The following is a 20,659-nucleotide window of genomic DNA, read 5'->3' as shown; positions in this document are numbered from 1 at the left end:
ACTGCCGGGAGCGTTCCCCTGCGGGAAAAGGCGCAAAGCGCCACAGACAGGGAGGGCTGCTATTCGTCGATTCGGCGCTTGCGCGGGCGGCCTGCCAGCAGCTTGTCGAACACCGCATTGGGCAGCAGGCGCAGCAGCTTGGCGACCACACCCATCTGCCAGGGAATGACGCGGTAGCTCACCCCGGCAGCAATGGTGCGGTACGCGCGGTCGGCAAAGTCGCCGGGCTGCATGAGGAACGGCATGCCGTAGCGGTTTTGCTGCGTGAGCGGGGTGTCGATGTAGCCGGGCGAGATGGTGACCACGCGCACGCCGTGCGGGCGCATCTCGCCGCGCAGGCTTTCGCAGTAGCTGATGACGGCCGCCTTGCTGGCGCAGTAGGCGCCGTGCCCGGGCAGCCCGCGGATGCCCGCCACGCTGCCGATGCCCACCAGGGTGCCGCTGCCGCGCTGCACCATGGCGTCCACGAACGGGTGGAAGGTGGCGGCCAGGCCCAGGTTGTTGGTGGCGAAGGTGCGGGCCATCACGTCCAGGTCGTTCCGCACGGCGGTGTCCATGCCCACGCTGATGCCGGCATTGGCGATGACCACGTCGGGCACGCCCTGGCGATGCAGGCAGTCCCGGCCCGCGGCGACGATGCTGTCGGTCACCGCGACGTCTGCGCTATATATTTCATAGCTGTCGGCGCTGATCCCCTGCGCGGCAGCCCAGGTCTTGACCTCGGAAGTGCGGCGCGCGGCCAGGGCCAGCCGGTAGCCGGCCTGGTGAAAGCGCAGGGCCAGCGCCTGCCCGATGCCGCTGGAAGCGCCGGTGATGAAGACGAGAGGGGTGGTCATACGGGCTCCGGCGGGCGGGGACAGGCGGGGGTGGGAGCGGCAGGCAGCGCAGGGCTGGCGGCTACTTGGCGGCACCGGGCTGCAGCACGCCGCGCACACGGCCGCGCATCTGCATCACCTGGTCCAGGTTGTCGTAGTCCATGCCGTCGGCCGTGAACCGGTCGTTGCCCCGGGTGAGGACGACGGGCTTGTCCGAGCGCACCCGCTCGGTGTTGGTGTAGGCGTGCAGGAACTCGCTGCGGAACTCCAGGCGGGGCTCGGCCGGTTTGCCCGGCTTGGCGGGCAGGGGCTCGCGGGTGACGATGGCATTGCCAAAGAGCTGCACCTCGGAGCCGTCGGCGTTGGACAGCGCACGGTCGGCCGTGGCCACGGTCACGCGGCCGTCGAGCGCGACCGAGCGCATGCGCACCTTGTCGATCTCCAGCGTGTCGGTGTCGGGGTAGTGGCGGCCCACCTCGCCCTGCACCTCGCTTTGCAGGCGGCCGGTGGCGTCGAAGCTTTTCACCGAAAAGCCCTTCATGAAATAGTCCGGCTGGTGCCCCTGCGTGCGCGCGACGGCGGGCAGCACCGGGGCGGGCGCGTTGCGCACCAGCCACCAGGTGCCCAGGGCCAGCAGGCCCATGAGCACCACGGGCAAATACAGCGAGAACTGGTCCCAGCCCTGGCGCACCATGCGGTTCACAGGCAGCCCTCCGCACCGGCAGGCCGGCGGCGGTGCAGCCACGCGTTCATGGGTGCCTTGCTCATGCGGTGTATTCCGCCAGCAGTGCCGCGTAGCGACCCGACGCCACCAACAGCAGGTCGCACAGCTCGCGCGCCGCGCCGTCGCCGCCACGCGCCTGGGTGACGAAGTGCGCGGCATGGCGCACCTCGGCCTGGGCATTGGCGGGTGCACACGCGAACGCGCTGCGCCGCATCACCGGCAGGTCCGGCCAGTCGTCGCCCATGGCCGCGGCCTGGGCCCAGGCCAGCCCCAGCCGCGCCAGGATGTCCTCGGCCGCGGGGCGCTTGTCCTCGGTGCCGAACACCGCGTGCTCCACGCCCAGCGCCTTCAGGCGCACGCGCAGCGGCGCCGAGTCGCGCCCCGTGATCACGGCGGGGGTGATGCCCGCCTTCTGCAACAGCTTGAGCCCATGCCCGTCCAGCGTGTTGAAGCGCTTGATCGTCTCGCCCGCCTCGCTGAAGTACAGGCTGCCATCGGTCAGCACGCCGTCGACGTCGAAGAACGCCACGCGCACATCCTGGGCACGCAGCAGCAGCTCGGGCGGAAATTGCAGCACAGGAAAGGTCACGTCAGAGGTCATCACACAGCGTTTGAACAGGCACGGCGCACACCAGCGCACCCGTGGAACCGGCTCAGCCGGGCCACCGGGTGCGTCCCCCTTGGGGTAAGGCGCGAAGCGACACAGGGGGTCATATGACTTTCGCGCGCATCAGGTCACCAATGTGCACCACCCCCACCAGCAGGCCGGCGGCATCCACCACCAGCACGCTCGTGATGGCGTGCGCTTCCATCAGCTCGGCCGCGTCCACGGCCAGCGCGTCGGGTGCGATGCGGCGCGGCCCGGCGTGCATCACCTGCGCGGCGGTGGCGGTGCGCAGGTCGGCCCCGGCTTCGATGCGGCGGCGCAGGTCGCCGTCGGTGAAGATGCCCAGCACCTGGCCCGCCGGGTCGACGATGGCCGAGGCGCCCAGCCCCTTGGCGCTCATCTCGCGCATGAGGTCGCTGAACGAGGCCTCGGGCGCGACGCGCGGGATCTCGCTGCCGGTGCGCATCACGTCGCTCACATGGGTGAGCAGCTTGCGGCCCAGCGCGCCACCGGGGTGCGAGCGGGCGAAGTCTTCGGGGCGAAAGCCCCGGGCGTCCAGCAGGGCCACGGCCAGCGCGTCGCCCATGGCCAGCTGGGCCGTGGTGCTGGCGGTGGGCGCCAGGTTCAGGGGGCAGGCTTCGCGCTCCACGCTGGTGTCCAGCACCAGCTCGGCGTGGCGCGCCAGGGTGGACTCCAGCCCGCCGGTCATGGCGATCAGCGGTGCGCCCAGGCGGCGCAGCACGGGCAGGATGGCGGTGAGCTCGCCGCTCTCGCCGCTGTTGGAGATGGCCAGCACCAGGTCGTCGCCGGTGACCATGCCCAGGTCGCCATGGCTGGCTTCGGCGGGGTGCACGAAGAACGCCGGCGTGCCGGTGGAGGCGAGGGTGGCGGCGATCTTGCGGCCCACGTGGCCGCTCTTGCCCATGCCCATGACCACCACGCGGCCCCGCGTCTCCAGGGCCATCGACACGGCCTGCGCAAACACGCCGTCAACGCGCGCCGACAGGCCGTGCAGGGCGGCGGCCTCGATGTCGAAGGTCTCGCGGGCCAGGCGCAGGGCCTGTTCGGCATCGAAGGGGGGCAGCGCGGCAGGGGCGGGAGTCATCCGGCGATTCTATCGAGCGGGGCATGCCCGCCCGCGGCGACAGCATTTTGTCCTTCGGTGGCACGGCGCATGCATGCAGGGCCGAAAAAACTGTAACCACGCCCCACGCCTCGGATAGCATCGAAACCATGTCTTCGCTCGCCCTCACCCTGCTGTATTTGCTGGCCGCCGTCCTCGGGGTGGTGACCTGCCGCAGCCTCAAGCTGCCGCCCATGCTGGGCTATCTGGCGGCGGGCGTGCTGATCGGGCCGCACGCATTGGCGCTGGCGCAGAACTCCGAAGGCGTGCGCCACCTGGGCGAGTTCGGCGTGGTGTTCCTGATGTTCGCCATCGGCCTGGAGTTCAGCCTGCCCAAGCTGCGGGCCATGCGCCGGCAGGTGTTTGGCCTGGGGCTGATGCAGGTGGTGCTGACCATGGCCATCGTGGCCGGCGCAGCACTGCTGCTGTCGCGCTTCGTGGGCGGCGTGTGGGACATGGGCTGGCAGACGGCGCTGGCGCTGTCGGGCGTGATCGCCATGAGCAGCACGGCCATCGTGGTCAAGCTGATGGCCGAGCGCGCGGAGCTGGAGAGCGAGCACGGCCGCCGCGTGATGGGCATCCTGCTGTTCCAGGACCTGGCCGTGGTGCCGCTGCTGGTGCTGATCCCGGCACTGAGTTCGTCGCCCGAGCAGTTGCTTCCCGCGCTGGGCTGGGCGCTGATCAAGGCCACGGTGCTGGTGGGCCTGCTGCTCACCGGCGGGCAGCGGGTGATGCGCTGGTGGCTCACGCTGGTGGCGCGGCGCAAGAGCGACGAACTGTTCATGCTCAACCTGCTGCTGATCACGCTGGGACTGGCCTGGCTGACGGAGGTAGCGGGGCTGAGCCTGGCCCTGGGGGCTTTCATCGCGGGGGTGCTGGTGTCCGAGACGGAGTACAAGCACCAGGTGGGCACGGACATCCGGCCCTTCCACGACGTGCTGCTGGGCCTCTTTTTCATCACCATCGGCATGATGCTGGACTGGCACATCCTGGTCGACCGCTGGGCCATGGTGCTGGGACTGCTGGCCGTGCCACTGGTGCTCAAGCTGGTGATCATCCTGGTGCTGGCGCGCGGCATGGGGGCCACCACCGGCATCTCGCTGCGCACGGGGCTGTACCTGGCGCAGGCGGGCGAGTTCGGCTTCGTGCTGCTGTCGCTCACGCAGGCCAACGGCCTGGTGCAGCCGGCGCTGATGAACCCCATCCTCGCGGCCATGGTGCTGTCGATGCTGGCCACGCCGTTCCTCATCATGTACAGCAACCGCATCGTGATGAAGCTGGTGGCCAGCGACTGGCTGCAGCAGTCGCTGCAGATGACGAGCATCGCGCGCAAGTCCATCAACACCAGCAAGCACGTGATCATCTGCGGCTACGGCCGCTGCGGCCAGAACCTGGCGCGCATGCTGGAGCACGAAGGCATCCCGTACATGGCGCTCGACCTGGACCCGGACCGCGTGCGCCAGGCCGCCGCGGCCGGCGACTCGGTGGTGTATGGCGACGCCACCCGGCTGCAGGCGCTGATGGCCGCGGGCCTGGTGCGCGCCAGCGCCGTCGCCATCACCTACATCGACGTACCCGCCGCCCTGAAGGTGCTGGCCAATGCCCGGTCCCACGCGCCGCAGGTGCCGGTGGTGGTGCGCACGCAGGACGACGCCCACCTGGACAAGCTGCAGGCCGCCGGCGCCACCGAGGTGGTGCCCGAGGCCATCGAGGGCTCGCTGATGCTCGCCAGCCATGCGCTGGCGCTGGTGGGCGTGCCCATGCGCCGCGTGCTGCGCCTGGTGCAGGACCAGCGCGACGCGCGCTACAACCTGCTGCGCGGCTACTTCCACGGCGCCGACGACGACACCGCCAACGAGCGCGACCAGGAGCGCCTGTCCACCATCAACCTGCCGCCGGGCTCCACCGCGCTGGGCCAGAGCCTGGGGCAGCTGGCGCTGTCGGCCATGGGCGTGCGGGTGGTGAACCTGCGGCGCAGCAGCGGCCACATGAGCTCGGCGGTGGACGACGCGCTGCTGGCGGTGGGCGACACGCTGGTGCTCTCGGGCCACCCGGCGGCGCTGTCGCTGGCCGAGGAAAAGCTGCTCAAGGGATAAGCAAGACGTGCATCCCCCTGAGGCGCTTCGCGCCTTCCCCCTTCTCTCTAACGGCTGCGCCATTCGGGAAGGGGGACACCGCCAGCGCGGCGGGGCGGCCCTTGCGCGGCGGTCGCTGGCCGGGGGCGTGCCCGTTTTGCCCGCTGTGGCGAATTGATGGCAAAAACAGCCTCTGGCGATTGTGTATCAAGCGCCAACAGCTATCTTTTGTATAGCATTCACAACAATTCTGCAGGTCCGGGCCGACCAAAGAAGTAGCCCTGGAAGCGCTGGCAGCCGTTGCGCAGCAGGAAGGCGTGCTGGCCTTCGGTTTCCACGCCTTCGGCCACCACGTCCAGGCCCAGGCTGTGGGCCAGCGTGATGATGGTGCAGGCGATGGTGGCGTCGTTGGGGTCGGTGAGCACATCGCGCACGAAGCTCTGGTCGATCTTGAGCTGGTCGAGCGGCAGGCGCTTGAGGTAGGACAGCGACGAGTAGCCGGTGCCGAAGTCGTCCAGCGAGAACCCCACGCCCAGCGTGCGCAGGGCCTGCATCTTGCGGATGCTGTCTTCCACGTCCTGCAGCAGCAGGCTCTCGGTCAGCTCCAGCTTGAGCCGGCGCGGGTCGGCGCCCGAGCTCTCCAGCACGGCCAGCACCTCCTGCACGAAGTCGGCCTGGCGGAACTCGTGCGCGCTCACGTTGACGGCCACGCTCCAGTGGGCCTTGTGCGGCGTGTGGGACCACCGGGCCAGCTGCGCACAGGCCATGCCCAGCACCTGGCGCCCCAGGGGCAGGATCAGGCCGGTCTGCTCGGCCAGCGAGATGAACTCGCCCGGCGGCACCATGCCGCGCTGCGGATGGTTCCAGCGCACCAGGGCCTCGGCGCCCAGCACCTGGCCGGACTCGTTCACCACCGGCTGGTAGTGCAGCACGAACTCGCTGCGCAGGATGCCCTGTCGGATGTCGCCCTCCAGCGCCGATCGCGCCGACGCCGCGGCCTGCATGGCGGGGTCGAAGAAGCACATCGTGTTGCGGCCCTGTGCCTTGGCCTGGTACATGGCCAGGTCGGCGCGCTTGAGCAGTTCCTGCACCGGCAGCTCCACGTCGCGGAACAGCGCGATGCCGATGCTGGGCGTGCTGTGCACCTCGCTGCCCTGCACCAGGTAGGGCTGGTTGAGCGAGGCCAGCACCTTCTGCGCCACGGCCTCGGCTTCGGCGGCGGCTTCGTCCGCGTGGGCGTGCAGGCCCTGGATCACCACCACGAATTCGTCGCCGCCCAGCCGGGCCACGGTGTCGGTGGCACGCACGCAGGCACTGACGCGGTGGCCCACCTGCACCAGCAGCCGGTCGCCCCACTCGTGGCCCATGGTGTCGTTCACGCCCTTGAAGTTGTCGAGGTCCAGGAACAGCAGCGCGCCGTGGCAGCCCTCGCGCGCGCAGGCCGTGACGGCGCGCTCGAGGCGGTCCATCAGCAGGCGCCGGTTGGGCAGGGCGGTGAGTTCGTCGTAGAAGGCCAGGCGCTGGATCTCGGCCTCGGCCAGCTTGCGCTCGGTGATGTCGCGCGCCACACCCCGGTAGCCGGTGAACTGGCCCTCGGCGTCGAAGATGGGCTCGCCGCTGATCGACACCCACACCGGCTTGCCGTCCTCGGTCATGCGCTGCATCTCGAAGTCGTGGAACACCTGGCGGGCTTCGAGCTTCTCGCGGTGCTCGCGCCACTGCCCGTCGGTCACGAAGGTGTCGGGCAGCTCCCAGCGGGTGCGGCCGTAGTGCATCTCGTCGGGCACACCCGCCTCGCGGTAGGGGTTGCCATCCAGCCGCACGAAGCGGAACTGCGCGTCCTGCTCCCAGTACCAGTCCGACGACAGCTGCGTGAGGCTGCGCCAGCGCGCCTCGCTCAGGCGCAGGGCCTCCAGCGTGCTCAGGTAGTCGGTGACGTCGGTGAAGGTGCGCACCCGCCCGCCTTGCTCCAGGCTGCGCGTGCGCACCTCGATGTAGCGGCCGGTGTGCGTGCGCCGCACGTAAGCGGCCGGCATCTGCACGTTGCCGTCGGGTGTGTCGGCCTGCGACGACACATAGCTGCGCGCCATGGGCTCGATGTACTGAAAGCCCGGCCCGAAGTCGCCGCGCTCGGTCTGAAAGCGCACCACTTCCTCGAAGCGCGGCTGCGTGGCCAGCAGCGCTTCGGGCAGGTCCAGCAGCTCCAGGTAGCGGCGGTTGTAGACGCGGATGCGCCCCTCGGCGTCCACGTTGGTGATGCCCTGCGACACGCTGGCCAGCGTGGCCTCCAGCGCACGCGTCTTGTCCGCGAGCAGGCCGCTGGTGCGCTCGAGCTCGGCCTCGACCTCGCGGCGCGCGAGTTCGGCGCGGCGGGCCATCTCCAACTGGCCGATGGTGTTGAGCAGGGGCTGCAGGAACTCCACGTCGGCGGCGGTGTAGCCCTCGCTGCGGTTCGCCAGGCCCACCAGCGCCACCAGCTCGCCCGCGGCATGGATGGGCAGGCCCAGGTAGGTGGTCAGGGGCGGATGGCCCGGGGGCGTGCCCGCGCTGCGCGGGTCCTGGCGCGCATCGTTGGTGAGCACGGGCTCGCCCGACACCAGCGCCGCGCCCAGCAGGGACTGCAGGTTGTCGAACACCATGCCTTCGTCGGCGTGCTGGGCGTAGCGGGCCCGGGAGGCCTCGTCCCAGCTGATGTCCGTCATCGCATGCACGCGCAGCAGCGGGTGGCCGTCCTCCGCACGCACCACCTGGCCCACCAGGCCGAAGGCGCTGTGCGTGAGCGACATCAGCTCCTGCAGCAGCGCCTCGAACGCGGCCCGCGGCCCGGAGCTGGCGATGAACATGGCCTGCGCGCGCGAGATGGCCTGCAGCAGGCGGTGCTGGCGGGCCAGCATGGCCTCGGCCACCTGGCGCGCCCGCGCGCTGGAGTGGCGCTCGAGCACGGTGTCGATCTGCGCGGGCAGTTCCAGCAGGTAATCAAGCGCAGGGTCCTGCACCGCGAAGTCCTCGAACCCGTAGCGCATGGCCTGCGCCGCATGGGTTTCGGCGCCGGCGCGCACGAGGATCATGGCGGGCACGCCGCCGAGCAACTGCAGCAGGTCGAAGGCCGAGCCACCCACCGTGCGCTGGGCGGCCAGCACGATGTCGGGCCGCTGGTGCTGCAGGTACGCGCCCGCCTGGGCCTGCGAGCCCACCACGTCCACGCGCCAGCCCGACCACGGGTCCGCCAAGGCATCCGCCACCGCCTGGGCATGGGCGGGGTCGTTTTCGATCAGCAGGACGGTGATGGGCATGTGCCGATCTTCAGTGCAGGGGTGCGCGGCGGCAGGTGCGGGCGGGAGTATGTAACAACACAGAAACATTATGGCGGTTGACAGCCCCGCGCGGCACCTGTCTGGCCCACCGTTGTCCGGTGTTTACACTCGTGCCCTCCCGCGCGCCCGGCGCGCAGCCCCGTGGCGCCGCACCGCCCCTCTCTCCCACAAGCCCACACCGCCCGCTCATGCAGCCACTCAGCGTCAACGACTTTCTTCGCCAGCACATCCGCACCGTGCCCGACTGGCCCGCGGCGGGCGTGCAGTTTCGCGACATCACGCCGCTGCTGCAGGACCCGAAGGTGTTCCGCGTGCTCATCGATGCGTTCGTGCACCGCTACATGGACAAGGCGCTGCGTCCCGACGTGGTGGCCGGGCTGGATGCGCGCGGCTTCATCCTGGGCGCCGTGGTGGCGTACGAGCTGAACGTGGGCTTCGTGCCCATCCGCAAAAAGGGCAAGCTGCCCTTCACCACGGTGGAAGAAACCTACGAGCTGGAGTACGGCAGCGCCACGGTGGAGCTGCACACCGACGCCGTGAAGGCGGGCGACCGCGTGCTGCTGATCGACGACCTGATTGCCACCGGCGGCACGATGATGGCCGGCAAGAAGCTCCTGGAAAAGCTGGGCGCCACCGTCACCGAAGGCGCCGCCATCGTGGACCTGCCCGAGCTGGGCGGCTCGCAGCGCCTGCGCGACGGCGGCCTGCCGCTGTACACCCTGGTCGACTTCGCCGGGCACTGAGGCCACGCCACGGCGCAGGCAGCGGCAGCAGGGCGGGACACCAGCCCCACCCGTCGCTTCGGGCGCGCCAAAAGGAAAGCCCTCCATGCGGAGGGCTTGCATCCATCAGCGGCGGGGCGGGCACCCACGCCCGCCGCCACCGATCCGGTCCATGCAATCAGTTCAGCTCGCCATACTGGGTGCTGCTGAGGTCGGGGGACGGACCGTCCGAGCCAGGCATCTCGGTGTCTTCGAAACCTGTGGAGTGCGACGACGGCGGCAGCAGCGGGCCGGAGCGCACCGGCACACCCGGCCGGGCGGCAGCGGCGGCTGCGGGCGCCGCGGCACTGGCACCTGCGGCATTGGCCAGCGCCCGCTTGAAGGCGGCCACCTCGTCGGCCTCGATGGGCTCGTAGCGCGGCGACGGGCGCGTGGCTGGCGCGGGGGCCGGGGCCGGGGCCAGGGTGGGAGCGGCCGGCAGCAGCGGCGCGGGCGCCGTGGCCTGGGCCGCGAGTGTGGGCGCGGCCGGCCGCACCGGCGGGACGGCCGCCGCAGGGGCGGATGCCGCTGGCGCGGGCGCTGCAACAGCCGGGCGCACCGCAGGCGCCGGGGCTGGCGCCGCAGGCACGGGCGCAGCGGCCGCACGTGCCGGCATGGCAGCGGGCGCAGGGGCGGGGGCGGGGGCGGGCGTTGCCAGCACGGGCGCCGGGCGGCGCACGGCGGGCGCCGGAGCCGCCTGCAGCGAGGCGCCCAGCGGCGCCACGCCCTTTTGCGGAATGCCCACCGCCACGTGGTCGTTGATGCGCCAGTACACGGCGGTCACCAGGATGTCGTAGCGGGTCTTGGCGGTCTGGGCGATCAGGGCTTCGATCTCGGACAGGCGCACGGTTTCGCCGCCGTATTCGCGGGCCAGGTCCATCATCACCAGGAACTGGCGGCCGCGCTGGTCCAGCGACAGCACCTTGAACTTGTAGCTGGCCGACAGCACGCCGGCACGCACCATCGCATCGCGCACCACGGTGTACAGCAGCTCGCGGCGCTCCATGCGCTCGTTCTTGCGGTTGGCGGCATGCTCCGGGGGCACGGGTTCGAGCAGCGGTTTGCCCAGGCGGCCCGGGGACAGGGGCACGGTGGCGTCGGCATTCAGCAAGCCCGAGGGCTCGGCGGCCGGGCGGGGCTTGGGAGGGGCAGGTTTGCGGCTGAACCAGCTGAACAGGGACATGACTTGCTTTCTACAGATGGCGCCCGGGGAAATCGAAAATTGAGTGTAACGCGGTGTACACCCGATATCGCCCCGCAAAAGCCCGCAGGCCCGCCTGAACCGCCCGCCTGTCAGGTGGCCGCAACGCGGCGGCGGCGGTTACCCAGCCGCTTGGCCAGCACGGCCCCGGCCGCCATCACCAGGCCGAGCGCAATGGCGGGCTGGCGATTGGTCAATTCCGTGAACCGCAGGGCCGGCAGGCTCCACAGCTTGCACGGCGCGCTGGCCTGCACGGTGGCGCTGCGCGAGCGGTGCGAGAAGAAAGCGCCTTCGCCCACCACGGAGCCCGCGCCGACGATGGCCAGGCGCAACCGCTCTTTTTCGTCCTGGTAGTGCACGCTGAGGCTGCCGCTTTCCACCAGGTACAGCGTGCGGTCCGTCGCGCCTTGCGAGAACAGCACCTGCCCGGCGGGCATGACCACGGGCAGCAGGTACGACGACAGGATTTCCCACTGCGCGGGGGTCAAGGGGTTGGTCATGCTGTCATCGGCGCTGGCCTGCGCGATGGCGTCGATCAGGCCCTGCAGGTCAACCTTGGGCGCCAATGGAGAGGAAACGTTCATGGGGCGCGAAGCTACCCTTGTTACAGGTTGGACACAAGCGCTGTTTACGTCCGTTTACAACATTAGCGACAGGCGGCGGGCTGGGGCTGTTCTACGGGGCAAACCGGGGCGGGGCCAAGGGGGGCGGCCTGATTTTCGACCCTGCGCAGGCAGTGACCGGCTAGACCCAAAAGCGGCCGGTCGACCGTTCACTTGCCGATGCAGAAGCTCGAGAAGATCACGCCCAGCAGGTCGTCGGAGGTGAATTCCCCGGTGATCGCGCTCAGTGCGTTCTGCGCCAGCCGCAACTCTTCGGCCAGCAGGTCGAGCGCCGGGCCCTGGGCGCCGAGCTGGTCGGCGGCCTCCTGCAGGTGGGCGCCGACTGCCTGCAGCGCCTCGACATGCCGGGCGCGGGCGATGTAGATGCCCTCGGGCGCTGACTGCCACCCGGCCACGTCCAGCAGAACGCGCCGCAGGCTGTCCAGCCCCTCGCCGGTGCGGGCGGACAGGCGAACGCTGGGCCGCGCGCCGGCATTGGCGGGGGCTGGCACCGCAGCGGCAGTGGACGCAGCTGCCGTGGTGTCCGCGGGCAGCGCTGCAGCGGGTGCGGCCGGTGCGGCCGGTGCACGGTCCAGCTTGTTCCAGACGTCGATGACCGGGATGGAAGCGGGCAGCCTTTGGGCGATAGCGCTTGCTATGTCAGCGTCAGCAGCTATGTATTCAATAGCATCGGCACGCTCCAGGTCGTGCAGGAACAGCACGGCATCGGCCCCGGCGATCTCGTCCCATGCGCGGGCAATGCCGATGCGCTCCACCTCGTCCTCGCTGTCGCGCAGGCCGGCGGTGTCGATGATGTGCAGGGGCACGCCCTCGATCTGGATGGTCTGCTGCACCTTGTCACGCGTGGTGCCGGCAATAGGCGTGACGATGGCCAGCTCGGCCCCCGCCAGAGCGTTGAGCAGCGAGCTCTTGCCCGCATTGGGCTGGCCGGCGATGACCACCTTGATGCCCTCGCGCAGCAGCGCGCCCTGGCGTGCGCGCTGCATCACCGAGGCCAGCGTTTGCTGCAGATTCGATAGCTGCCCGTGCGCGTCGGCCTTGCGCAGGAAGTCGATTTCTTCTTCCGGAAAGTCGAGCGTGGCCTCCACCAGCATGCGCAGGTGGATGAGCGCGTCGCGCAGGCCGTGGATCTCGGCCGAGAACGCGCCCGTCAGCGACCGGCTGGCGCTGCGGGCCGCCGCCTCGGTGCTCGCGTCGATCAGGTCGGCGATGGCCTCGGCCTGGGCCAGGTCGATCTTGTCGTTCAGGAAGGCGCGTTCGGTGAACTCGCCGGGCTGCGCCACGCGCAGCCCGGGCAGGCAGGCCTGGCCGGTGGCGGCGTCGGGCGCGCTGCCCGCCTGCAGGCAGCGGGCCAGCAGCAGCTGCAGCACCACGGGGCCGCCGTGGGCCTGCAGCTCCAGCACGTCCTCGCCGGTGTAGCTGTGCGGGCCGGGGAAGTACAGCGCCAGCCCCTGGTCGATGGCCTGGCCCTGCGCATCCCGAAAGGGCAGGTAGGTGGCCTCGCGGGGCTTGAGCGCCCGGCCGCACAGCGCCTGCACCAGCCCACCGATGGCCCGGCCGGACACCCGCACGATGCCGACGGCACCCCGGCCCGGAGCGGTGGCGATGGCGACGATGGGGTCCTGGTGGCGGGCAAGCATGGGGGTGACTTTACAAGGGTGGGGTGCGGGTGGAATGAAAAAGGCCGCTTGCGCGGCCTTCGGGGTTCGTGCTTTCTCAGCGACTCAAGGTCACTTGAAGCTAGGCAAGTTAAATTGCGGCGGCACGCCCATGCGGGTGTTGATAAGCCACTGCTGCGCAATCGACAAGATGTTGTTGGTCAGCCAGTACAGCACCAGGCCGGCCGGGAAGAAGAAGAACATCACGCTGAAGATCAGCGGCATGAACCACATCATCTTGGCCTGCATCGGGTCGGGTGGCGCGGGGTTCAGCGCCGTTTGCAGCAGCGACGACAGCGTCATCAGCAGCGGCAGGATGAAGAACGGGTCCGGGGCCGACAGGTCGTGGATCCAGCCGATCCAGGGCGCGTTGCGCATTTCCACGCTGGACAGCAGCACCCAGTACAGGGCGATGAACACGGGGATCTGGATCATGATGGGGAAGCAGCCGCCCATCGGGTTGACCTTTTCCTCGCGGTAGATGCGCATCATCTCCTGCTGCATCTGCTGCGGCTTGTCCTTCAGGCGCTCGCGCATCTCCATGATCTTGGGGTTGATGGCCTTCATCTTGGCCATGCTGGCGTAGGCCTTGGCGTTGAGCCAGTAGAACGCGATCTTGAGCAGCAGCACCAGCGCCACGATGGACCAGCCCCAGTTGTTCAACAGCTTGTGCAGCTGGTCCAGCAGCCAGTACAGCGGCTTGGACAAGATGGTCAGCCAGCCGTAGTCCTTGACCAGCTCCAGGCCGGGGTACAGCTTTTCCATCATGGTCTCGACCTGCGGGCCGGCGAACAGGCGCGCGTCCACGGTCTTGGTCGCGCCGGGCTCGATGGCGCCCAGCGACGTGAGCATGCCCACGGAGTACAGGTTGGTGTCGACCTTGCGGGTGAACAGCTCGCGCTGCGTGCCGTCGGCCAGCAGCCAGGCCGTGGCGAAGTAATGCTGCACCATGGCCACGTAGCCGTTGGGCGAATCCTTGGGGATGTCGACCTTGCCGTTCTCGATGTCCTTGAACTCGATCTTCTGGTACTTCTTGGCTTCGGTGTAGACCGCTGGGCCGGTGAAGGTGGAGTAGAACGACGACTCGCCCGGCGGCTTGTTGCCGTCGCGCACCAGCTGGAAGTACAGCTGCGGCGACACGGCTGCGGTGCCGGTGTTGACCACCTCGTGCTTGACGGCGATGTCGTAGACACCGCGCTTGATCGTCCAGGTCTTGGCCAGCTTCAGGCCGCCCAGGTCGGGCGATTCGAAGCGGATGCTGAGTTCGTCCTGGCCGTCCTTGAGCTCGCGCGGGCCGGGCACCACCGTCATCGGGGTCTTGTGCGTGGGGAAGTTGCCGCCGATCAGGCCCGTCTGCGCCACGTAGACGCGCTGTGCGCTCTCGTCCAGCAGCAGGAAGTTGCGGGCCTTGTCCGCCATGTCGGCGTGCTTGAGCAGCTCGGCATGGGTGAGCGAGCCGCCTTCGCTGTCGAACGTCAGGCGGTACACGTCGGTGGTCACCTGCACACGCTCACGCGCGGCCGGGGCAGCGGGCACCGCAGCGGGTGCCTGCTGGCCGGGCACTGCCGCCGCGCCCGCAGTGGCCGCGACCGGGGTGCTGGACGAAGACGGCACGCTGGCCGCACCCGCCGCACCGGAGGCCGTGCCCACGGGAGCAGGTGCCGCGGCTTCGGTGGCGCTGGGGAAAAACGTGGCCTTGTTGCCGTTGTGCAGTTGCCACTTGTCCCACAGCAGAACCATGGAAAAGCCAAAAATCACCCACAGGATGGTGCGGCGAATGTCGTTCATGAAGACTTCTTTGGTGAGGATGGTTGGGTGTTGGAATCGGAGAGCCGCGAAAACAGCCGCAGACTGCGCGGCAGATCGTGCGGGCCCGGAGGCACCGGATCGTGGCCTCCGTCACACCAGGGGTGGCAGCGTACCAGCCTGCGCACCGTGAGGTAGCTGCCCACGCCGGCGCCGTGCAACTCCAGCGCCTTGAGCGAATACACCGAGCAGGTCGGCTCGAAGCGGCAGGCCGAACCCAGCCAGGGGCTGAGGAACAGCCGGTAGCCCTTGACCACGCCGATGAGCAGGCGCTGCATCAGCATGGCGCAGGCACCTCGGCCGGGGGCTGGGGCGGGGCCATGGCGGCAGCAGTCACAGTCACAGTCGTCGCGCCCGCAGCCGTGACGGCAGCGCTGGCCGCCGGCGCACTGCCGCCCGCACGCCGCGTGGCATAGCCAAACAGCTGCAGCAGCTCGGCGCGCACCGCGGCCTTGAGCTGGTCGGACGTGGCGCTCACGAACTGCTTGCGGTCGAACCCCGAGCGCAGGCGCACCACATGGGCGGACTGCGGCGCGACCTGTTCCAGCCGCGACTCGAAGGTGTCGCCCACGGTGTAGATCTGCCGCTTGATGGTGTTGCGCGTCACGGCGCGACGCGCCCAGCGCTTGGGCACCATGGCACCCAGCCAAACGCCCTGCACGGCAAACAGGGCCTGCGGCCCCTGCGTTGAAGGCAAGGAACCGGGCCCTGTGGGTGCCGCACTGGCGGAGTCGGCAGCGGCGAGGCTGCTTTCAGCCCCCAGCACCAGGCGGTGCAACGCAAAATGCGCAGTGCGGGAGACGGTGCCCCCCGCCATGGCGGCCTGGAACTGCGGACGGGTTTTCAGCCGTTGCATGCAAGCGCCCCGTTTGGAACCTGACGGTACAAACCGGGAGCAGGCGGCGTGCAGGCCGTAGACCGGGTCTGCCTTAGACGGCCAGACGCTTGCGGCCCTTGGCGCGGCGTGCGTTGATGACGGCACGGCCGCCGCGGGTCTTCATGCGGACGAGGAAACCGTGGGTGCGCGCGCGGCGCGTCTTGGAGGGCTGGTAAGTACGTTTCATGGTGCTATTCCTTGAGGTTCAGTTCCGGACTGCTGCTCTTGAACCCCCTGCAATCTGCACAGCCACACCATATAAAACAGCGCTTCGGCGGCAGACCCACGGGGCAGAAATAACGGCGCGCCGGGTCAAATCACCCTGAACACATTCAGGGAAACCCAAAATTATCGCAGGCTTGGTGGCCGCTGGCAATGCCTTTCGGCTGGACGGGCCTTGTTCGCACTGGCCGGGGCCGTTGAAAGACAGGCCTGGCCGGGCTGGCCGGCGCGTTGTCGTACCCCTTGAGCCCCACTAAAACGCGCGGCCAAAGCACAGATATGTTCACCGACGAGCGGGTCCCGACAGCCCTCCAGCGAGCACAGCCACGACCAAAACTCAACCCCGGGAATCACCCGGCTGCGGGCAGGCCGCAAATTGTGGATAACTCCTTGACAAGGTACAATCCCCCGCCCAGCCCCGTTCCTCCTATCCACAACAAGAATTCCCCCGAAATGACCGAGGAACCCTCCCGCAGCACCCTTCCATCGTCCGGCTCCGACGCCGGCCAGGGCCTGTGGCAAGCCTGCGTAGAGCAACTGGCGCAAGACCTGCCCGAGCAGCAGTTCAACACCTGGATCAAGCCGCTGACCGCCCAGGTGGCCGAAGACTTCTCCAAGGTCACCCTGCTGGTGGCCAACCGCTTCAAGCTCGATTGGATCCGCGCGCAGTACGCGGGCCGCATCGCGTCGCTGCTCGAAGGCCTGTACGGCCAGCCCGTCACGCTAGAGTTAGCGCTCGCTCAGCGGGAATCCGTGGCCCGCACTTACGTTCGCCCCGCCGCAGCCGAGCCGACCAACACCCCGCAGCCCGCCGAATCGCCCGCCGCCAGCAGCGACGACGCCTCGGCCGGTGCCTTCCGCAACCGCCTGAACGCGGCCCTCACCTTCGAGACCCTGGTGGAGGGCACGGCCAACCGCATGGCACGCTCCGCGGCGATGCACGTGGCCGGCATGCCGGGCCATCTGTACAACCCGCTGTTCATCTACGGCGGTGTCGGCCTGGGCAAGACCCACCTGGTGCACGCTGTGGGTAACCGCCTGCTGCAGGACAAGCCCGACGCCAAAGTTCTCTACATCCATGCCGAGCAGTTCGTGTCGGATGTGGTTAAGGCCTACCAGCGCCGCACCTTCGACGAGTTCAAGGAGCGCTACCACTCGCTCGACCTGCTGCTCATCGACGACGTGCAGTTCTTCGCCAACAAGGACCGCACGCAGGAAGAATTCTTCAACGCGTTCGAGGCCCTGCTGGCCAAGAAGTCGCACATCGTGATGACGTCGGACACCTACCCCAAGGGCCTGGCCAACATCCACGAGCGGCTGGTCTCGCGCTTCGATTCGGGCCTGACGGTGGCCATCGAGCCGCCCGAACTCGAAATGCGCGTGGCCATCCTGATCAACAAGGCCCGCGTCGAAGGCACCGAAATGCCCGAGGAAGTCGCCTTCTTCGTCGCCAAGAACGTGCGCTCCAACGTGCGCGAACTCGAAGGCGCGCTGCGCAAGATCCTCGCGTACTCGCGCTTCAACCAGAAGGAAATCTCCATCCAGCTGGCCCGCGAGGCGCTGCGCGACCTGCTGTCCATCCAGAACCGGCAGATCAGTGTGGAAAACATCCAGAAGACGGTGGCCGACTACTACAAGATCAAGGTCGCGGACATGTACAGCAAGAAGCGCCCGGCCAGCATTGCCCGCCCGCGCCAGATCGCGATGTACCTGGCCAAGGAGCTGACGCAAAAGAGCCTTCCGGAGATCGGAGAATTGTTCGGCGGGCGGGACCACACCACCGTGCTGCATGCCGTGCGCAAGATCTCCGGCGAGCGCCAGCAGTTGACCGAGTTGAACCAGCAGCTGCACGTGCTGGAGCAGACGCTGAAAGGCTGAACTCCCGTGTGTCCAGCCAGGCCCGCTTTTGTAAGAACTTGTTCGTTGCCATGCCGAGGCAGCAAACACGTTCTTACAAGGCAAAATGACGGATTGGGCAGCAGGGGGGCACCACCCGTGCCGCTGCCGACGCACCGTTTTAGAAAATCCACAAGAGGTTGATGACATGATCGTCCTGAAGGCAACACAAGACAAGGTTCTCGCGGTACTCCAGTCCGTGGCTGGCATCGTCGAGCGCCGGCACACCCTGCCCATCCTGGCCAATGTGCTGATCCGCAAGACGGGCAATGCCCTGCAGCTGACGACCAGCGACCTCGAAATCCAGATCCGCACCACGGCCGAGCTGGGCGGCGACACCGGCGACTTCACCACCACCGTGGGCGCGCGCAAGCTGATCGACATCCTGCGCACCATGCCCAGCGACCAGACGGTGAGCCTGGAGTCGCAGCAGTCCAAACTCATCCTCAAGGGCGGCAAGAGCCGCTTCACGCTGCAAAGCCTGCCGGCCGAAGACTTCCCGCTGGTGCAGGAATCCGCCGCGTTCGGCCCCGCGTTCAGCGTGCCGCAGAAGGTGCTGAAGGACCTGCTGTCCCAGGTGTCGTTCGCGATGGCCGTGCAGGACATCCGCTACTACCTCAACGGCATCCTCTTCGTGGCCGAGGGCAAGCAACTGTCCCTGGTGGCCACCGACGGCCACCGCCTGGCCTTTGCCAGCGCTACGCTGGATGTCGAAGTGCCCAAGCAGGAAGTCATCCTGCCGCGCAAGACCGTGATCGAGCTGCAGCGCCTGCTGTCGGACGCCGGCGGCGAGAACCAGCCCCACATCGAGATGCAGTTCGCCAACAACCAGGCGAAGTTCACCTTCGGCGGCATGGAGTTCGTCACCAAGCTGGTCGAGGGCAAGTTCCCCGACTACAACCGCGTGATCCCCAAGAACCACAAGAACAGCATCACCCTGGGCCGCGCGCCGCTGCTGGCCAGCCTGCAGCGCACCGCCATCATGACCAGCGACAAGTTCAAGGGCGTGCGCCTGAACCTGGAGCCCGGCACCCTGCGCGTGGCGTCCAACAACGCCGAGCAGGAAGAGGCCGTGGACGAGCTCGACATCGACTACGGTGGCGACACCATCGAGATCGGCTTCAACGTGACCTACCTGATCGACGCCCTGGCCAACATGGGCCAAGACATGGTGAAGGTGGAGCTCTCGGACGGCAACAGCTCCGCGCTGATGACCATCCCCGACAACGAAAGCTTCAAGTACGTGGTGATGCCGATGCGCATCTAGCCACCGGCCCCGGCCCGGCATGCCTGTGCGTCCGCATGTGCATGGCCTGAACGGGGCTGCTTCGCTTTTGCTACTGTAATGATAGCTGCTACCGCAGGATGGACAAGCGGTAGAGTGCTATTAGACCCCTATTGAACACATTGGACGCCGACCCCGGCCTCCACGGATCCCAAGGCCCACCATGACCGCAGACAACATCCCTTCCGAGCCCGAAGACACCGGCGTCTCCGGCCATGTTGAGCCCACCCTCGCCAAGATCGACACCAACCAGGCAGGGGCCAGCGAAAGCTACGGCGAAGGCGCCATCACCATCCTGGAAGGCCTGGAGGCCGTGCGCAAGCGCCCCGGCATGTACATCGGCGACACGTCCGACGGCACCGGCCTGCACCACCTGGTGTTCGAGGTGGTCGACAACTCCATCGACGAAGCCCTGGCCGGCCACTGCGATGACATCGTGGTGACGATCCACAGCGACAACTCCATCAGCGTCACCGACAACGGCCGCGGCATACCCACCGGCGTGAAGATGGACGACAAGCACGAGCCCAAGCGCTCGGCCGCCGAGATCGCGCTGACCGAGCTGCACGCGGGCGGCAAGTTCAACCAGAACAGCTACAAGGTCTCCGGCGGCCTGCACGGCGTGGGCGTGAGCTGCGTGAACGCGCTCAGCAAGATGCTGCGCCTGACCGTGCGCCGCGAAGGCAAGGTCCATGTGCTGGAGTTCAGCAAGGGCTTTGTGCAGAACCGCATCGTCGAGACCGTGAACGGCGTCGAAGTCTCGCCCATGCAGGTGCTGGACGACACCGACAAGCGCGGCACCGAAGTGCACTTCTTGCCCGACACCGAGATCTTCAAAGAGAACAACGACTTCCACTACGAGATCCTGGCCAAGCGCTTGCGCGAACTCTCGTTTTTGAACAACGGCGTGCGCATTCGCTTGAAGGACGAACGCAGCGGCAAGGAAGACGACTTCTCGGGCGCCGGTGGCGTGCGCGGCTTTGTCGAGTTCATCAACAAGGGCAAGACGGTGCTGCACCCCACCTCGTTCTACGCGGCAGGCGAGCGCCCCGCCGAGACGTATGGCGGCATCCCCGGCACGCACATCGGCGTCGAAGTGGCCATGCAGTGGAACAGCGCGTACAGCGAGCAAGTGCTCTGCTTTACCAACAACATCCCCCAGCGTGACGGCGGCACCCACCTGACCGGCCTGCGCGCCGCGATGACCCGCGTCATCAACAAGTACATCGAAGAAAACGAATTCGCCAAGAAGGCCAAGGTCGAAGTGACCGGCGACGACATGCGCGAAGGGCTGTGCTGCGTGCTGAGCGTGAAGGTGCCCGAGCCCAAGTTCAGCAGCCAGACCAAGGACAAGCTGGTATCGAGCGAAGTGCGCGCCCCCGTGGAAGACATCGTGGGCAAGCTGCTGACCGACTACCTGCAGGAAAAGCCCAACGACGCCAAGATCATCTGCGGCAAGATCGTCGAGGCCGCCCGCGCCCGCGAAGCCGCCCGCAAGGCCCGCGAAATGACCCGCCGCAAGGGCGTGCTCGACGGCATGGGCCTGCCCGGCAAACTGGCCGACTGCCAGGAAAAAGACCCCGCCCTGTGCGAGATCTACATCGTCGAGGGTGACTCCGCCGGCGGCTCTGCCTAGCAAGGCCGCGACCGCAAGTTCCAGGCCTTCCTGCCC

General features: G+C 68.2%; 16 protein-coding genes and 1 pseudogene. 5 read left to right on the top strand and 12 right to left on the bottom strand.

The window, feature by feature from the left end:
• Positions 1-59: 59 nt before the first annotated feature.
• From ACIGHN_RS23025 to ACIGHN_RS23010, 4 genes are all read right to left on the bottom strand, one after another.
• Positions 60-836: an SDR family oxidoreductase gene (locus ACIGHN_RS23025; protein WP_396506314.1), complete on the bottom strand. Its 777-nt coding sequence runs from the start codon at positions 834-836 to the stop codon at positions 60-62.
• A gap of 61 nt (positions 837-897) precedes the next feature.
• Positions 898-1,509 carry an LPS export ABC transporter periplasmic protein LptC gene (gene lptC, locus ACIGHN_RS23020; protein WP_396506450.1) on the bottom strand — a complete coding sequence of 204 codons (612 nt, stop codon included), beginning with the start codon at positions 1,507-1,509 and terminating at the stop codon, positions 898-900.
• Between the two features lie 70 nt (positions 1,510-1,579).
• Positions 1,580-2,140 (bottom strand): HAD family hydrolase, encoded by a 561-nt coding sequence (locus ACIGHN_RS23015; protein WP_056410875.1) that lies wholly within the window; start codon positions 2,138-2,140, stop codon positions 1,580-1,582.
• Between the two features lie 109 nt (positions 2,141-2,249).
• Positions 2,250-3,251, bottom strand: a complete 1,002-nt coding sequence (locus ACIGHN_RS23010) for an SIS domain-containing protein (protein WP_396506312.1) — start codon at positions 3,249-3,251, stop codon at positions 2,250-2,252.
• Between the two features lie 128 nt (positions 3,252-3,379).
• Between ACIGHN_RS23010 and ACIGHN_RS23005 the strand changes: the two genes are divergently transcribed.
• Positions 3,380-5,365 carry a monovalent cation:proton antiporter-2 (CPA2) family protein gene (locus ACIGHN_RS23005; protein ID WP_056410865.1) on the top strand — a complete coding sequence of 662 codons (1,986 nt, stop codon included), beginning with the start codon at positions 3,380-3,382 and terminating at the stop codon, positions 5,363-5,365.
• Between the two features lie 218 nt (positions 5,366-5,583).
• Here ACIGHN_RS23005 and ACIGHN_RS23000 read toward each other — a convergent pair whose 3' ends face one another.
• On the bottom strand, positions 5,584-8,637 hold the full coding sequence (locus ACIGHN_RS23000) for an EAL domain-containing protein (RefSeq protein WP_056410862.1): 3,054 nt from the start codon (positions 8,635-8,637) through the stop codon (positions 5,584-5,586).
• 209 nt (positions 8,638-8,846) lie between these two features.
• On the opposite strand from ACIGHN_RS23000, the gene ACIGHN_RS22995 reads away from it, so the two are divergent.
• Positions 8,847-9,401: an adenine phosphoribosyltransferase gene (locus ACIGHN_RS22995; protein ID WP_056410858.1), complete on the top strand. Its 555-nt coding sequence runs from the start codon at positions 8,847-8,849 to the stop codon at positions 9,399-9,401.
• Between the two features lie 157 nt (positions 9,402-9,558).
• On the opposite strand, the gene ACIGHN_RS22990 is transcribed toward ACIGHN_RS22995, so the two are convergent.
• The 7 genes from ACIGHN_RS22990 to rpmH all read right to left on the bottom strand — a co-directional run bounded on the left by ACIGHN_RS22990 (position 9,559) and on the right by rpmH (position 15,771).
• Positions 9,559-10,602 (bottom strand): hypothetical protein, encoded by a 1,044-nt coding sequence (locus ACIGHN_RS22990; protein WP_396506309.1) that lies wholly within the window; start codon positions 10,600-10,602, stop codon positions 9,559-9,561.
• A gap of 110 nt (positions 10,603-10,712) precedes the next feature.
• On the bottom strand, positions 10,713-11,204 hold the full coding sequence (locus ACIGHN_RS22985; protein ID WP_056171495.1) for a Crp/Fnr family transcriptional regulator: 492 nt from the start codon (positions 11,202-11,204) through the stop codon (positions 10,713-10,715).
• 188 nt (positions 11,205-11,392) lie between these two features.
• Positions 11,393-12,883, bottom strand: a complete 1,491-nt coding sequence (mnmE, locus tag ACIGHN_RS22980) for a tRNA uridine-5-carboxymethylaminomethyl(34) synthesis GTPase MnmE (RefSeq protein WP_396506307.1) — start codon at positions 12,881-12,883, stop codon at positions 11,393-11,395.
• A gap of 90 nt (positions 12,884-12,973) precedes the next feature.
• A complete protein-coding gene (yidC, locus tag ACIGHN_RS22975) occupies positions 12,974-14,689 on the bottom strand; it encodes a membrane protein insertase YidC (RefSeq protein WP_056171498.1) in 1,716 nt (571 codons plus the stop codon).
• Positions 14,686-14,988: a membrane protein insertion efficiency factor YidD gene (gene yidD, locus ACIGHN_RS22970; protein ID WP_056171749.1), complete on the bottom strand. Its 303-nt coding sequence runs from the start codon at positions 14,986-14,988 to the stop codon at positions 14,686-14,688. The genes yidC and yidD overlap by 4 nt, the downstream gene beginning before the upstream one ends.
• The gene (locus ACIGHN_RS22965; RefSeq protein ID WP_396506306.1) at positions 14,985-15,563 is read right to left on the bottom strand and encodes a ribonuclease P protein component; all 579 of its coding nucleotides are present in this window, start codon (positions 15,561-15,563) and stop codon (positions 14,985-14,987) included. Before ACIGHN_RS22965 ends, yidD begins: the two co-directional genes overlap by 4 nt.
• Positions 15,564-15,636: 73 nt before the next feature.
• Positions 15,637-15,771: a 50S ribosomal protein L34 gene (gene rpmH, locus ACIGHN_RS22960; protein ID WP_005798102.1), complete on the bottom strand. Its 135-nt coding sequence runs from the start codon at positions 15,769-15,771 to the stop codon at positions 15,637-15,639.
• 488 nt (positions 15,772-16,259) lie between these two features.
• Here rpmH and dnaA point away from each other — a divergent pair, with 488 nt between their 5' ends.
• The 3 genes and pseudogenes from dnaA to ACIGHN_RS22945 form a co-directional block, all read left to right on the top strand.
• A complete protein-coding gene (gene dnaA, locus ACIGHN_RS22955) occupies positions 16,260-17,684 on the top strand; it encodes a chromosomal replication initiator protein DnaA (protein ID WP_056171500.1) in 1,425 nt (474 codons plus the stop codon).
• Positions 17,685-17,850: 166 nt separating this feature from the next.
• The gene (dnaN, locus tag ACIGHN_RS22950; RefSeq protein ID WP_056171502.1) at positions 17,851-18,969 is read left to right on the top strand and encodes a DNA polymerase III subunit beta; all 1,119 of its coding nucleotides are present in this window, start codon (positions 17,851-17,853) and stop codon (positions 18,967-18,969) included.
• Positions 18,970-19,150: 181 nt separating this feature from the next.
• A pseudogene (locus tag ACIGHN_RS22945) lies at positions 19,151-20,620 on the top strand (ATP-binding protein); the annotation flags it as partial.
• Positions 20,621-20,659 lie beyond the last annotated feature (39 nt).

Origin of the sequence: Acidovorax sp. NPDC077693, assembly GCF_044542805.1 — a bacterium.
GTDB lineage: Bacteria > Pseudomonadota > Gammaproteobacteria > Burkholderiales > Burkholderiaceae_C > Acidovorax.
Note: the sequence above shows the minus strand (reverse complement) of the source record. Positions and strands in the feature narration are given on the sequence as shown.

Coding starts and splice junctions, on each gene's coding strand:
- ACIGHN_RS23025 (WP_396506314.1), bottom strand. CDS start 836: ATGACCACCCCTCTCGTCTTCATCACCGGCGCTTCCAGCGGCATCGGG.
- lptC (WP_396506450.1), bottom strand. CDS start 1,509: ATGGTGCGCCAGGGCTGGGACCAGTTCTCGCTGTATTTGCCCGTGGTG.
- ACIGHN_RS23015 (WP_056410875.1), bottom strand. CDS start 2,140: ATGACCTCTGACGTGACCTTTCCTGTGCTGCAATTTCCGCCCGAGCTG.
- ACIGHN_RS23010 (WP_396506312.1), bottom strand. CDS start 3,251: ATGACTCCCGCCCCTGCCGCGCTGCCCCCCTTCGATGCCGAACAGGCC.
- ACIGHN_RS23005 (WP_056410865.1), top strand. CDS start 3,380: ATGTCTTCGCTCGCCCTCACCCTGCTGTATTTGCTGGCCGCCGTCCTC.
- ACIGHN_RS23000 (WP_056410862.1), bottom strand. CDS start 8,637: ATGCCCATCACCGTCCTGCTGATCGAAAACGACCCCGCCCATGCCCAG.
- ACIGHN_RS22995 (WP_056410858.1), top strand. CDS start 8,847: ATGCAGCCACTCAGCGTCAACGACTTTCTTCGCCAGCACATCCGCACC.
- ACIGHN_RS22990 (WP_396506309.1), bottom strand. CDS start 10,602: ATGTCCCTGTTCAGCTGGTTCAGCCGCAAACCTGCCCCTCCCAAGCCC.
- ACIGHN_RS22985 (WP_056171495.1), bottom strand. CDS start 11,204: ATGAACGTTTCCTCTCCATTGGCGCCCAAGGTTGACCTGCAGGGCCTG.
- mnmE (WP_396506307.1), bottom strand. CDS start 12,883: ATGCTTGCCCGCCACCAGGACCCCATCGTCGCCATCGCCACCGCTCCG.
- yidC (WP_056171498.1), bottom strand. CDS start 14,689: ATGAACGACATTCGCCGCACCATCCTGTGGGTGATTTTTGGCTTTTCC.
- ACIGHN_RS22965 (WP_396506306.1), bottom strand. CDS start 15,563: ATGCAACGGCTGAAAACCCGTCCGCAGTTCCAGGCCGCCATGGCGGGG.
- rpmH (WP_005798102.1), bottom strand. CDS start 15,771: ATGAAACGTACTTACCAGCCCTCCAAGACGCGCCGCGCGCGCACCCAC.
- dnaA (WP_056171500.1), top strand. CDS start 16,260: ATGACCGAGGAACCCTCCCGCAGCACCCTTCCATCGTCCGGCTCCGAC.
- dnaN (WP_056171502.1), top strand. CDS start 17,851: ATGATCGTCCTGAAGGCAACACAAGACAAGGTTCTCGCGGTACTCCAG.